We start from the raw sequence: 12,008 nt of genomic DNA, 5'->3' as shown, positions 1-12,008 counted from the left end.
GCGGCCGCTAGTCTGACGGGCATGGAGGGCACGCCGGGACCCCACGAGATGCGCATCTCTGACGCCGACCGTCACAAGGTCGCCGAGGTGCTGCGCGACGCCGCAGCCGAGGGACGGCTCGACTTCGACGAGCTCGACGAGCGGCTCGACGCGACGTACGCCGCGAAGGTGTACGCCGACCTCGTGCCGATCACCGCGGACCTGCCGATGAAGGGCGTCGAGCCCGTCCGTCCACAGGAGCCCGTACGCCAGGCGGCGTCGTTTCCGGCCAACGTGCGTGCCCCCGTGCACCGGTCGTCGCTGGCGATCATGGGCGGCCAGGACCGCCGTGGGGTCTGGCAGGTCAACGGCACGCACACCGCCTTCGCGATGATGGGCGGCATCGACATCGACCTGCGCCAGGCGATCCTCACCGAGCATGAGACCACGATCATCGCCAACACGGTGATGGGCGGCATCGACGTCATCGTCAACGCGTTCACCGTCGTGGTGGTCGAGGGCTTCGGCATCATGGGCGACTTCAGCCAGGGCCGCGACCGTGTCGAGGCCCAGCTCGGTCCGGACTCGCCGATCGTCCGGGTCAAGGGCTTCGCGCTGATGGGCGGCGTCACGGTCGTGCGCAAGCCGATGCCCGGCGAGGGCAGGCGCTGGCGCGGGCACGGCGCGCTGCCCGGCCACTGAACCCACGGTTCTCATGGCCTGCTGATTGCGCTATGGTCGCAGCACATTCCACCACGGGTGCTCGCGGCAGCGGGCTGAGATGGGGCTGAAGCCGCTCTGACCGTTGAACCTGAACCGGGTAATGCCGGCGCAGGAAGCGAGGAGCGATTTCCGTGCTTGCACGTATTTTCTGTCTGGTCGACACGACCGACGACCTGTTCCTGCTGCCCGCTCTCGCCGACGCGGGAGTAGACGGCTTCCAGGTGCGGGCGAAGTCCGCGACCACCCGCTCGCTGATGGCGTGCGTGGCGGCAGCGCTCGACACGGGCGCGATGGTCGTGGTCAACGACCGGCTCGACGTGGCGCTGGCTGCCGGCGCCCACGGTGTGCACCTCGGTGCCTCGGACCTGCCGGTGGCCAGCGCCCGACGGCTGGCGCCCGACCTGGTCATCGGGGCCACCTGCCGTGACCTCGCGTCACTGCGCCAGGCCGCTCTCGACGGAGCGACCTACGCCGGGTTCGGACCGTTGTTCGAGACCACCTCCAAGGCCGGACTGCCTGCCCCACTCGGCCTCTCGGCCCTGTCCGCCTGTGTCGGCCCACTGCCGCTGATCGGCATCGGCGGGGTCTCGGCGGCCACGGCACCGGCCGTCCTCTCGGCCGGCGCCCACGGTGTGGCGGTCATCGGCTCGATCTGGCGACAACCCGATCCCGTGCAGGCAGCGAAGGAACTCGTGAACGCGGTCGCCTGATGCGGGTGCTCGTGCTCGGCGCAGGGATCATCGGGCTCTCGTGCGCTGAGGAGCTGTTGCGCCGCGGGCACCAGGTGTCCGTGGTCGACCCCGCGCCGGGCGCCGGTGCGTCGTACGCCGCCGCCGGGATGCTCTCGCCGTCGAGCGAGGTGTGGCACACCGATCTCGACCTGCTGCGACTCGGGCTGGCGAGCCTGCAGCTGTGGCCGTCGTACGCCGCCGGGCTGGGGGTTCCCATGCACCGCACCGGAACCCTGCTGGCCGGCTTCGACGGCGGCGACCTGCAGCAGGTGCAGCGGCAGGTGGCCCTGCTCGACACCGTCGGCGTCTCGGTCGATCTGCTCGGTGGAGCCGCCGCGCGGCGGATCGAGCCCACCCTGTCGCACCGTCTGACCGGTGCCGCGCTTCTCCCTGACGACCACAGCGTCGATCCTCGCGCGGTGGTCGCGGCACTCCTGTCTCGTGTGGGAGGTGCCCAGGACGTCCCGGACGTGGGGGATCACGACGTCACGGTGATCGCCACCGGTGCCCGGCTGCCCGAGCCCTGGTCGCACCTCGTGCGGGGTGTGCGCGGCGAGATCCTGCGGGCCCACACCGACGATCCGCCGACACGGACGATCCGCGGATGGGTGCACGGCGAGCCGCTCTACGTCGTCCCGCGGGCCGACGGTGGTGTGGTCATCGGGGCCACGTCGGAGGAACACGACGCCGACCCCGTCGTGACGCTCGGCGGCGTCGCCCGGCTTCTCGAAGGCGCCCGACTGCTGGTGCCGGGCCTGGACCGGGCCACGTTCGTCGAGGTGTGCGCCCGCGACCGCCCCGGCACCCCGGACAACCTGCCGCTGGTCGGTCCGGCGCCGGGTCGCAGCGACGTGGTCCTGGCCGCCGGCTTCTTCCGGCACGGCGTGCTGCTCGCGCCCCTGGCCGCCCGACTGGTCGCCGACCACATCGAGACCGGGCACCTCGACCCCGCCCTCGACCCTCGCCGCTTCGACCTCGCCGCTGGGCGGGTCGACGCGGACCGACTCGTCCATGCGCCGAGCGGGCGCGATTCGACGTACAGGAAGGACAACGCATGAAGATCACCCTCAACGGAGAACCCGCCGACCTGCCCCCCGGGAGTGCGGTCGCCGTGCTCGCACCGTGCGCCGGGAGTGCCGTCGCGGTCAACGGCAGTGTGGTGCCGCGCAGCGCGCACGCCACACGACACCTCGAGGACGGCGACGTGGTCGAGGTCGTGACGGCGGTGCAGGGCGGATGAGCCTCGTCATCGCAGGAGTTCCCCTGCCGTCCCGACTGTTCCTCGGCACCGGCGGCCTGCCGCAGCTGTCCCTGCTCGACCCCGTGCTCGACGCCGCCGCACCCGCGTTGGTCACGGTGAGCATGCGGCGCACGTCGAGCACCAGGCCCGGCGGACTGCTCGACGTGCTGACTCGGCGCGGCCTGCGCATCCTGCCGAACACCGCCGGCTGCCTCTCGGCCCGAGAGGCAGTGCTCACCGCCGAGCTGGCCCGCGAAGCGCTGGAGACCGACTGGGTCAAGCTCGAGGTGATCGGCGACGAGACCAGCCTGATGCCCGACGCCGTGGAGCTGCTCGAAGCGGCGGAGACCCTTGTGGGCAAGGGATTCACGGTCCTGCCCTACACCACCGACGACCCCGTCCTGGCTCGGCGCCTGGCCGATGTCGGGTGCGTCGCGGTGATGCCGCTGGGCTCGCCGATCGGCTCGGGGCTGGGCGTGCTCAACCCGCATGCGATCGAAGCCGTGGTCGCCGCCGTCGACGTGCCCGTGGTGCTCGACGCCGGGGTCGGCACGGCCTCGGACGCGGCGCTGGCGATGGAGCTCGGGTGCTCGGCCGTCCTGGCGGCCACCGCGGTCACCCGGGCCGACGACCCGGTGGCGATGGCGCGGGCGCTCTCCCTCGGCGTGCAGGCCGGCTTCGCAGCCCGGTCGGCCGGTCGGGTCCCGCGGCGCTCGGTGGCCCGCGCCTCCAGCCCGGTGAGGGGGCGGATCGCATGACCGCCCTGCCGAGGCTGATCCTGCTGACCGACCGGTCCCAGCTGCGGCTCGGTCGCGGGCTGGCCCGCACGATCACCGAGTGCGTCGATGCCGGGCTCACCCATGTCGTCGTACGCGAGCACGACCTGCCTGCACCCGCGCGCCACGCGCTGGTCGGCGCCCTGGTCGGCGTACCGGGCCTGACCGTGATCAGCAGCCGGATCCCGGACCCCGCCGCCCACGGCCTCCACCTCCCCGCCCACGCCCACCCCGCCGGGCACTTCCCCACCGGCAGTAACGCGGGGTTATGGTCGCTGAACACGCGTCAGAACACGTGTGAAGCGACCATAACCCCGCGTTACTCGGGCGGGGGTGGGCTGGTGGGGCGGTCCTGCCACACGGCTGCGGAGGTACGCCGGGCAGCGGACGACGGGGCCGACTACGTGACCCTCTCGCCGTTCGCGACCACACCCAGCAAGCCGGGCTACGGGCCACCGCTCGCGGCCGGGGCGTACGCCGGGCACGGCGTGCCGGTCTACGCGCTCGGCGGCATCACGTCCGACAACGCCGCCGCAGCACGCGACGCCGGCGCTCACGGGGTCGCCGTGATGGGGGAGATCATGCGCGCGGGCGACCCCGCTGCGACGGTCGCGCGACTGCTGGAGGTGGTCGGATGACGCCGACCGTCGTGCTGTCGGTGGCCGGCACCGACTCCGGTGGAGCTGCCGGGCTGGCCGCGGACCTGACCACGTTCGCGGCCCATGGGACACACGGTGCGCTCGTGGTCACCGCGGTGACCGCCCAGGACACCACCGGCGTGCACGCGATCCACGTGCCGCCGTACGACGTGGTGGCGGGGCAGCTCGAGGCCGTCCTCGACGACCTGCCGGTGGCCGCCGCGAAGACCGGCATGCTCGGCTCTCCCGAGACGGTGCGCCTGGTCGCCGAGCGGCTGGGCCACCTGCTGCTGGTGGTCGACCCCGTGCTGGTCGCCACGAGTGGTGCCGTGCTCGGGAACGAGGCGGTGCGGGCGGCGTACGTCGACCACCTGCTTCCGGTGGCCACGGTGATCACGCCGAACCTGGACGAGGCCCGGGCGCTGCTCGGCTGCGACGGCGCGCCGGACCAGCTGGCCGCCAAGCTCGCCGCGCTGGGGCCGGCGGTGGTGCTGACCGGTGGACTGGAGTGGGGGCCCGAACCGACTGCGAGCGACGCCGCCACCGGGCTCGTCTGCACCGACTGGCTCGCTCTCCCGGGCGAGGAACCCCTGCCGCTGAGCCACCCCGCCCTGCCCACCACCAACGACCACGGCACCGGCTGCACGTTCAGCGCTGCCCTTGCCGCACTGCTCGCCCGCGGGCTGCCGATCCCGGCCGCCATCCGTCGCGCGGCGGCGTACACCTCCTCCCAGCTGGCGCTCAGCCGTCGCTGGGACCTGGGCCGCGGACGCGGCCCGATCGCACACCTGACCCCCCTGCACCACCGACACGAGGAGACACCATGACCGTTCACGACGCCCACAGCCGCATCCACGTCACCGGCCCGCGGCCCGACATCCGGGTGCCGCAGACCCGCGTGCACCTGACCAACGGCGAGACCTTCGACCGTTACGCCACCGAAGGCCCCGGGTCCGCGCCCGAGGTCGGGCTGCCCGGGCTGCGCGCCGACTGGATCGTCGAGCGCGGCGACACCGAGGCGTACGACGGCCGCGAGACGCAGCTGCTCGACAACGGCCGCTCCGCCGTACGACGTGGTGCGGCCGCCGAGGAGTGGCAGGGTGAGAATCCCCAGCCCCGCAAGGCGATTGCCGGGAAGAACGTCACGCAGATGCACTACGCCCGCAACGGGATCGTGACGCCCGAGATGGAGTTCGTGGCGATCCGCGAGGGCTGCGACGTCGAGCTGGTGCGCAGCGAGGTCGCAGCCGGTCGGGCAATCATCCCGGCCAACATCAACCACCCCGAGGCCGAGCCGATGATCATCGGCAAGCGCTTCCTGGTGAAGGTCAACGCCAACATCGGCAACAGTGCGGTCACCAGCTCGATCGCCGAGGAGGTCGACAAGCTGACCTGGGCGGTCACCTGGGGCGCCGACACGGTGATGGACCTCAGCACCGGCGACGACATCCACACCACCCGTGAGTGGATCGTCCGCAACAGCCCCGTCCCGATCGGCACGGTTCCGATCTACCAGGCACTCGAGAAGGTGAACGGTGAGGCCGACAAGCTGACCTGGGAGATCTTCCGGGACACGGTCATCGAGCAGTGCGAGCAGGGCGTCGACTACATGACGGTCCACGCCGGTGTGCTGCTGCGCTACGTGCCGATGACCGCCGACCGCGTCACCGGCATCGTCTCGCGCGGGGGCTCGATCATGGCGGGCTGGTGCCTGGCCCACCACCAGGAGAACTTCCTCTACACGCACTTCGACGAGCTCTGCGAGATCTTCGCGCAGTACGACGTCTCGTTCTCCCTCGGTGACGGGCTGCGTCCCGGCTCGACCGCGGACGCGAACGACGAGGCGCAGTTCTCCGAGCTGCGCACCTTGGCCGAGCTCACCGAGCGCGCCTGGAAGTACGACGTACAGGTGATGGTCGAAGGGCCCGGCCACGTGCCGCTCAACCTGGTCGAGGAGAACGTCGTGCTGCAGCAGGACTGGTGCAAGGGTGCGCCGTTCTACACCCTCGGCCCGCTGGCCACCGACATCGCGCCCGGCTACGACCACATCACGTCGGCGATCGGTGCGGCCACCATCGCGATGCACGGCACCGCGATGCTCTGCTACGTCACGCCCAAGGAGCACCTCGGCCTGCCGAACCGCGACGACGTGAAGACCGGTGTGATCACCTACAAGCTGTCCGCGCACGCCGCGGACGTCGCCAAGGGCCACCCGCGGGCCCGTGACTGGGACGACGCCTTGTCGAAGGCCCGCTTCGAGTTCCGCTGGCGTGACCAGTTCGCGCTCTCGCTCGACCCGCACACGGCCGAGGCCTTCCACGACGAGACATTGCCGGCCGAGGCCAGCAAGACCGCGCACTTCTGCTCGATGTGCGGCCCGAAGTTCTGCTCGATGAAGATCAGCCAGGACGTGCGGGAGCGGTTCGGGTCGGCACTCGAGCCCGGCCTCGACCCCGAGGTGGGCATGAAGGAGAAGTCGGAGGAGTTCATCGAGCTCGGGGGCACGGTGTACGTCGAGCCCCGCGCCTGACGGCATGAGGTACTGAACTGCGGCAGTTCGTCACGATCGGCCATGCGATGAGCGTGCGTGGCGGTCCGGACCAGACGAACTGCCGCAGTTCGTCACCGCTGGCAGACTGACCTCCATGACGGTGATGGGTGACGACGGACTGGCCAGGCCGACCTGGGCGGCGACCGATCCGATGATGCGCGACTACTACGACACCGAGTGGGGCATGCCGATCCGCGAGGAGACCGCGCTCTTCGAGCGGATCAGCCTCGAGGCGTTCCAGTCGGGACTGTCGTGGGCCACGATCCTGCGCAAGCGGCCGAACTTTCGCGCCGCCTTCGACGGGTTCGACGCCGAGAAGGTCGCGGCGTACGACGACGCCGACCGCGAGCGCCTGATGGCCGATGTCGGCATCGTGCGCAACCGGCGCAAGGTCGACGCCACGATCACCAATGCCCGGGCCACGCTCGCGTTGCGCGACGAGGGTGGGCTGGTCGACTTCGTCTGGTCCTTCCAGCCGTCCGAGACCCCCGAGCCGACGACGTACGCCGACGTGCCCACCCAGTCGCCCGAGTCGCTGGCGCTCTCGAAGGCGTTGAAGAAGAAGGGGTTCGCCCACGTCGGGCCGACCACGATGTACGCACTGATGGAGGCGGTCGGCATCGTCGACACCCACCTGATGGCCAGCCATCGCCGCGGCTCGTCCGGGGTCTGGCCGCGCTGACTCGCGCGGGTCCCGGCGCCGATAGGGTTCGGACATGACTCGTGGTGCCCTTCTCGTCGCCGGCACCACCTCCGACGCCGGCAAGAGCATCGTGACCACCGGGTTGTGCCGCGCACTGATGCGACGGGGCCTGAAGGTGGCGCCGTTCAAGTCGCAGAACATGTCGAACAACTCCATGGTCTGCGGCGACGGCGCCGAGATCGGGCGGGCCCAGTGGATCCAGTCGTTGGCCGCCGGGGCCGAGCCCGAGGCGGCGATGAACCCGGTGCTGCTCAAGCCCGGGGGCGACCGCCGGAGCCATGTCGTGGTGATGGGCCAGCCTGCCGGTGAGATCTCCAGCCGCGACTTCGTGGACGGACGACGCCACCTCGCGCACGCGGCGTACGACGCCTTCGACGACCTGTCCGCGCGCTACGACGTGGTGATCGCCGAGGGCGCGGGCAGCCCGACCGAGATCAACCTGCGTGAGAGTGACTACGTCAACATGGGCCTGGCCCGGCACGCATCGATCCCGACCGTAGTCGTCGGGGACATCGACCGGGGTGGTGTGTTCGCCGCGATGTTCGGCACCGTCGCGCTGCTGGAGCCGGCCGACCAGGCGTTGATCGCGGGGTTCGTGGTCAACAAGTTCCGGGGCGACGCCACCCTTCTGGCCCCCGGCCTCGACCAGCTCGAGGCGCTCACCGGTCGCCGCGTGTTCGGCGTACTGCCGTGGAATCCCCATCTCTGGTTGGACTCTGAGGACGCACTCGACCTCGAGGGACGTCGTACGCCGGACGGCGCTGCAGCCATGAAGGTGGCAGTGGTCAGGCTGCCCAGGGTCTCGAACTTCACCGACGTCGACGCACTCGGCATCGAGCCGGGCCTCGACGTGGTGTTCGTCAGCGACCCACGGGCGATGGCCGACGCCGACCTCGTCGTGCTGCCCGGCACCCGCGCGACGATCTCCGACCTGGCCTGGCTGCGGTCGCGTGGGCTGGACCGCGCGATCCTCGACCACGCCGCGGCAGGCAAGCCGGTCCTCGGCATCTGTGGTGGCTTCCAGATGCTCGGTCGTCGGATCATCGACCCGACGGGGGTGGAGGGCGTGGCCGGCGCCGATGTCGAGGGCCTGGGCCTGCTCGACGTGGCCACGACGTTCGCCGAGGAGAAGGCGCTGCGGCTGCCGTCCGGTGAGGCGCTGGGTGCGGAGACGACCGGCTACGAGATCCACCACGGCCGCATCACCCGGAGCTCCGGCGAGGAGTTCCTCGGTGGAGCGCGTGCGGGCGCAGTGTTCGGCACGATGTGGCACGGCAGCCTCGAGGGCGACGAGTTCCGGCGCGCCTTCCTCGCAGCCGCAGCGAGCGCCGCGGGGCGTGAGTGGCGCTCCTCCGACGTGAGCTTCCCCGAGCAGCGTGAGGCCCGGCTCGACCTGCTCGGCGCGCTCGTCGAGGAGCACCTCGACGTCGACGCCCTCCTCGAGCTGGTCGAGCGCGGTGCACCGGCCGACCTCGCGATCCTGCCCCCGGGAGCGTCGCGATGAACGTCCTGCTCCTCGGCGGCACCGGCGAGGCGCGTGAGCTCGCCCTCCTGCTCGAACAACGCGGTGTCACGTTCACCTCGTCGCTGGCCGGGCGGGTGGCGCGTCCGCGGCTGCCCGTCGGACCCGTGCGCATCGGTGGCTTCGGTGGCGTGGACGGACTGGTCGGCCACCTTCGTGACGAGCACGTGACTGCGGTCGTCGACGCCACGCATCCCTTCGCGGAGGGCATGACCCGCAACGCGATCGCGGCGTGCGCGGTGACCGGCGTGCCCCTGCTGCGTCTCGAGCGACCCGGCTGGGCCCAGGCGCCCGGCGCAGAGACGTGGCACTGGGTCGACGACCACGACGAAGCGGCCGCGTTGACCGCCACGCTGGGGGAGCGGCCCTTCCTCACCGTGGGCCGGCAGTCGCTCGCCCGCTTCGTGGAGCCGTTGGCCGAATCGTCAGCGTTGGTGCGGGTTGTGGACCCTCCCGACCTCGAACTGCCGGCCCCGTGGACCCTGCTGACGAGTCGTGGTCCCTATCGCCTCGACGGCGAGCTGGCCCTGATGCGCGAGCACGCCGCCGATGTCGTGGTCACCAAGGACTCCGGTGGCTCGTTCACCTGGCCCAAGATGGAGGCCGCGGCAGAGTTGGGCGTGCCGGTGGTCGTCGTACGACGTGCTGCGTCGGCGTCCCACGTCGAGGTGGTCACCGAGCCCGCCACGGCCGACGCCTGGCTGGTTCGCCGCGGCGCCTAGTCGTCAGCGACCTCGTCGGGCCATCGCCAGGGCGGCCGCGACGACGACCGAACCCCGATCAACCCGGTCGGCGAGTCGGACCGCCCTGGCGATGTCTGTGGCCCCGGGAGCACCGCCGCTCCCGAGGGTGTGCCGGTCCTCGACCCGCGTGTCGTAGGTGTTCACGCCACCGAGCCGTACGCCGAGCGCCCCGGCGAACGACGCCTCGACCGGGCCGGCGTTGGGGCTCGGGTGGTGACGGGCGTCCTTGCGCCAGGCGGTGAACGCGGCGCGCGGCGAGCCACCGACCGTGGGCGCGAGACCTGCTGCGAGCAGGGCGGACAGCCGCGCGCCGGCGAGATTGAGCAGGTCGTCGAGGCGTGCGGAGGCCCAACCGAAGTTCTCGTAGCGCTCGTTGTGGTGGCCCACCATCGCGTCGAGCGTGTTGGCAGCGCGGTAGCCGAGGAGACCGGGAACGCCGAACACCGCTCCGAGGACCAGTGGCGCGACCACGGCGTCGGAGGTGTTCTCGGCGACGGACTCGATGGTGGCCCGGGCAACCCCGGACTCGTCGAGACGCGAGGTGTCGCGGCCGACCAGGTGGGTGAGCCGCTGCCGTGCCGCGGGCAGGTCCCCGTCGTGCAGTCGGGTGTGCACGGCCTCGGCCTCACGACCGAGTGACGTGCCGCCCAGGACGGCCCAGGTGGCGGTGGCGGTCAGCAGGGTCCGCGCGACCGGACGGTCACGGGTGGAGCGTTCGGCCAGGGCGCCGGTGAGCCCGAGGCCGCCCACCAGGAGGGCGCTGTGGAGGGCACCACGGGCCCGCGAGTCGGCGTACGTCAGCTTCTCGACGCGGGTCGCGAGCCGGCCGAAGCCGGCCACCGGGTGGAACCGTGCAGGGTCCCCGAGCGCGCGGTCGGCCGCGAACCCCAGGAGCAGTCCCAGGGCACGCGGCACGGAATGCTTCATCAGCACGGAACCGAACGGTGGCTCAGATCGACGCGGCGAGTTCGCGGCGTTCGGCCCGGGCCACGGCGACCGCGTCGAGGCGGCCGACCAGGCCGGTGAGCACGACGCCGATGACGCCCCAGATGGTGGCCAGGGTGAACAGCGATGACAGGCGGAAGTACCACAGCGTGTCGGCCGGGAAGTCGCCCAGCTCGTTGACCGTCGGCATCGCGACCGCCGCGAGTACGACGACCGCGAGGTAGGCGCCGGCGCCGATCACGACGCTGGCGTACACGCTGACCCGGGTGAGCAGGCGCCGAGCCAGGAACGTGGCGGCCACGGCGGCCAGCACCGAGATGGCCAGGAAGATGAAGTAGTAGCCCGTGCGCTCGCCGATCGTGTCGCCCGACCCGACGGCCGGGGGAGCCGCGGGGTACTTCAAGAACGGCACCAGGGCGAAGGACGCGAAGCCGATCGCGGTCACCAGTGCCGTCGACGCGGCGGGACGCAGCCGGCCGACCCGACCGATCGCGGCTGCGGAGATGAGCGCGATGAGCCCGCCCAGCGCCGTACCGACGATCAGGGTCCCGGTGAGCAGGCCCCAGGTGCGCTGGTTGCCTCGGGAGACCTCGGCCGCCTCGCCGTGGCTGTGCCCGGCCTCGTGGCTGTGTTCCTGCGCTGTGCCGCCCGCCTCTGCGGCGTCGTGCGCGTGGGCCGCGCCTTCTTCGTGGCCGTGTTCCTCGGGCGCCTCGGCTTCGTCAGCCGTGCCTGCCTCTTCGAGGGCGATCGCCTTCTCGACGTGCGGTTCGCCGACCTGGTGGGCGACGAGGAAGCCGAAGATGCCGGCGATGAATCCGGCGATGAGCCCCCGGATCAGGATGTTGCGTGCAGTCATGGGTCGTTCCGATCAGAGAGGGGCGCGCACGTTGCGGTGCGGCGACCGGAGCAGCCTGCACGCAGGACGTTGCGCTGGACGTCCTGCGGAGCGGTCGCCGGAGCGACCGGCGTGCAGGACGTGGCGACGGAGGTCCTGCGGAGTGGTTGCCGGAGCAGCCTGCACGCAGGACGTTGCGCTGGACGTCCTGCGGAGTGGTTGCCGGAGCGACCGGCGTGCAGGACGTCAGGCGTGGATCAGTGGCAGGGGTAGCCGAGCAGGTGGCGACCGTCGTGGACCCACTCGTGGATCGCGGTGCCGGAGATCAGCGAAGTGGCGCCCTGGTCGGTGCTGATGAAGAAGAGCGCGAGCAGCGCGACGAGACCGAAGAAGAGCGCCCACGGGGCGATCTGGGCCAGCGGGATCGAGGGGAGCTCGATCGCGTCGGGGCCGGCCGTCGAGATGGCGGGGGTTGCCTGAGACATGTGTCCTCCTGAGGGATGGTGCGTCCCTGAACTAGTGGGGATTCCGCTGGGCCCTCGGGTCTGACTCCACCGCCGGAGCGATGTCACAGTAGCGCGACTGTGCCGGAGTTACACCGGCTTCCTCGAGCCCAACGTGC

At 71.5% G+C, this 12,008-nt stretch carries 14 protein-coding genes and 2 riboswitches; of the genes, 11 read left to right on the top strand and 3 right to left on the bottom strand.

Annotated elements, in window-relative coordinates:
* Nucleotides 1-21 precede the first annotated feature (21 nt).
* The 11 genes from ASD66_RS02020 (at nt 22) to ASD66_RS01970 (ending at nt 9,585) form a co-directional block, all read left to right on the top strand.
* On the top strand, nt 22-681 hold the full coding sequence (locus tag ASD66_RS02020) for a DUF1707 domain-containing protein (protein WP_056681450.1): 660 nt from the start codon (nt 22-24) through the stop codon (nt 679-681).
* Nucleotides 682-724: 43 nt separating this feature from the next.
* Nucleotides 725-835: riboswitch (TPP riboswitch) on the top strand.
* Nucleotides 834-1,412, top strand: coding sequence for a thiamine phosphate synthase (locus ASD66_RS02015; protein WP_056889887.1), 579 nt, complete (start codon nt 834-836; stop codon nt 1,410-1,412). Its footprint overlaps the riboswitch before it by 2 nt.
* Nucleotides 1,412-2,491, top strand: a complete 1,080-nt coding sequence (thiO, locus tag ASD66_RS02010) for a glycine oxidase ThiO (RefSeq protein ID WP_056889886.1) — start codon at nt 1,412-1,414, stop codon at nt 2,489-2,491. The genes ASD66_RS02015 and thiO overlap by 1 nt, the downstream gene beginning before the upstream one ends.
* On the top strand, nt 2,488-2,673 hold the full coding sequence (thiS, locus tag ASD66_RS02005) for a sulfur carrier protein ThiS (RefSeq protein ID WP_056889885.1): 186 nt from the start codon (nt 2,488-2,490) through the stop codon (nt 2,671-2,673). The genes thiO and thiS overlap by 4 nt, the downstream gene beginning before the upstream one ends.
* Entirely contained in the window at nt 2,670-3,431 is a 762-nt protein-coding gene (locus ASD66_RS02000) for a thiazole synthase (protein WP_056889884.1), read from the top strand. The genes thiS and ASD66_RS02000 overlap by 4 nt, the downstream gene beginning before the upstream one ends.
* The gene (locus tag ASD66_RS01995; protein WP_056889883.1) at nt 3,428-4,087 is read left to right on the top strand and encodes a thiamine phosphate synthase; all 660 of its coding nucleotides are present in this window, start codon (nt 3,428-3,430) and stop codon (nt 4,085-4,087) included. Before ASD66_RS02000 ends, ASD66_RS01995 begins: the two co-directional genes overlap by 4 nt.
* Complete coding sequence (gene thiD, locus ASD66_RS01990) at nt 4,084-4,914, top strand: bifunctional hydroxymethylpyrimidine kinase/phosphomethylpyrimidine kinase (RefSeq protein WP_056889882.1); 831 nt, start codon at nt 4,084-4,086, stop codon at nt 4,912-4,914. Before ASD66_RS01995 ends, thiD begins: the two co-directional genes overlap by 4 nt.
* Nucleotides 4,911-6,617 (top strand): phosphomethylpyrimidine synthase ThiC, encoded by a 1,707-nt coding sequence (gene thiC, locus ASD66_RS01985; RefSeq protein ID WP_056681443.1) that lies wholly within the window; start codon nt 4,911-4,913, stop codon nt 6,615-6,617. Before thiD ends, thiC begins: the two co-directional genes overlap by 4 nt.
* A gap of 115 nt (nt 6,618-6,732) precedes the next feature.
* The gene (locus ASD66_RS01980) at nt 6,733-7,320 is read left to right on the top strand and encodes a DNA-3-methyladenine glycosylase I (RefSeq protein WP_056889881.1); all 588 of its coding nucleotides are present in this window, start codon (nt 6,733-6,735) and stop codon (nt 7,318-7,320) included.
* 34 nt (nt 7,321-7,354) lie between these two features.
* Nucleotides 7,355-8,845 carry a cobyric acid synthase gene (locus ASD66_RS01975; RefSeq protein ID WP_056889880.1) on the top strand — a complete coding sequence of 497 codons (1,491 nt, stop codon included), beginning with the start codon at nt 7,355-7,357 and terminating at the stop codon, nt 8,843-8,845.
* On the top strand, nt 8,842-9,585 hold the full coding sequence (locus ASD66_RS01970) for a cobalt-precorrin-6A reductase (protein WP_056889879.1): 744 nt from the start codon (nt 8,842-8,844) through the stop codon (nt 9,583-9,585). Before ASD66_RS01975 ends, ASD66_RS01970 begins: the two co-directional genes overlap by 4 nt.
* A 3-nt stretch (nt 9,586-9,588) precedes the next feature.
* On the opposite strand, the gene ASD66_RS01965 is transcribed toward ASD66_RS01970, so the two are convergent.
* The 3 genes from ASD66_RS01965 to ASD66_RS01955 all read right to left on the bottom strand — a co-directional run bounded on the left by ASD66_RS01965 (nt 9,589) and on the right by ASD66_RS01955 (nt 11,871).
* Nucleotides 9,589-10,533: a cobalamin biosynthesis protein gene (locus ASD66_RS01965; RefSeq protein ID WP_056889878.1), complete on the bottom strand. Its 945-nt coding sequence runs from the start codon at nt 10,531-10,533 to the stop codon at nt 9,589-9,591.
* Between the two features lie 22 nt (nt 10,534-10,555).
* Complete coding sequence (locus ASD66_RS01960) at nt 10,556-11,407, bottom strand: CbtA family protein (RefSeq protein WP_056889877.1); 852 nt, start codon at nt 11,405-11,407, stop codon at nt 10,556-10,558.
* Between the two features lie 236 nt (nt 11,408-11,643).
* Nucleotides 11,644-11,871: a CbtB-domain containing protein gene (locus ASD66_RS01955; protein ID WP_056889876.1), complete on the bottom strand. Its 228-nt coding sequence runs from the start codon at nt 11,869-11,871 to the stop codon at nt 11,644-11,646.
* A 44-nt stretch (nt 11,872-11,915) separates the two neighbouring features.
* Nucleotides 11,916-12,005: riboswitch (adenosylcobalamin (AdoCbl) riboswitch) on the bottom strand.
* Nucleotides 12,006-12,008 lie beyond the last annotated feature (3 nt).

This window comes from Nocardioides sp. Root151, assembly GCF_001427925.1.
GTDB lineage: Bacteria > Actinomycetota > Actinomycetes > Propionibacteriales > Nocardioidaceae > Nocardioides.
The sequence above is the reverse complement of the archived record's forward strand: the minus strand, read 5'-3'. Positions and strand labels throughout refer to the sequence as shown.

What these genes read in the sequence shown, in the direction of transcription:
- ASD66_RS02020 (WP_056681450.1), top strand. Translation starts at nt 22, where the DNA reads ATGGAGGGCACGCCGGGACCCCACGAGATGCGCATCTCTGACGCCGAC.
- thiO (WP_056889886.1), top strand. Translation starts at nt 1,412, where the DNA reads ATGCGGGTGCTCGTGCTCGGCGCAGGGATCATCGGGCTCTCGTGCGCT.
- thiS (WP_056889885.1), top strand. Translation starts at nt 2,488, where the DNA reads ATGAAGATCACCCTCAACGGAGAACCCGCCGACCTGCCCCCCGGGAGT.
- ASD66_RS02000 (WP_056889884.1), top strand. Translation starts at nt 2,670, where the DNA reads ATGAGCCTCGTCATCGCAGGAGTTCCCCTGCCGTCCCGACTGTTCCTC.
- ASD66_RS01995 (WP_056889883.1), top strand. Translation starts at nt 3,428, where the DNA reads ATGACCGCCCTGCCGAGGCTGATCCTGCTGACCGACCGGTCCCAGCTG.
- thiD (WP_056889882.1), top strand. Translation starts at nt 4,084, where the DNA reads ATGACGCCGACCGTCGTGCTGTCGGTGGCCGGCACCGACTCCGGTGGA.
- thiC (WP_056681443.1), top strand. Translation starts at nt 4,911, where the DNA reads ATGACCGTTCACGACGCCCACAGCCGCATCCACGTCACCGGCCCGCGG.
- ASD66_RS01980 (WP_056889881.1), top strand. Translation starts at nt 6,733, where the DNA reads ATGACGGTGATGGGTGACGACGGACTGGCCAGGCCGACCTGGGCGGCG.
- ASD66_RS01975 (WP_056889880.1), top strand. Translation starts at nt 7,355, where the DNA reads ATGACTCGTGGTGCCCTTCTCGTCGCCGGCACCACCTCCGACGCCGGC.
- ASD66_RS01970 (WP_056889879.1), top strand. Translation starts at nt 8,842, where the DNA reads ATGAACGTCCTGCTCCTCGGCGGCACCGGCGAGGCGCGTGAGCTCGCC.
- ASD66_RS01965 (WP_056889878.1), bottom strand. Translation starts at nt 10,533, where the DNA reads ATGAAGCATTCCGTGCCGCGTGCCCTGGGACTGCTCCTGGGGTTCGCG.
- ASD66_RS01960 (WP_056889877.1), bottom strand. Translation starts at nt 11,407, where the DNA reads ATGACTGCACGCAACATCCTGATCCGGGGGCTCATCGCCGGATTCATC.
- ASD66_RS01955 (WP_056889876.1), bottom strand. Translation starts at nt 11,871, where the DNA reads ATGTCTCAGGCAACCCCCGCCATCTCGACGGCCGGCCCCGACGCGATC.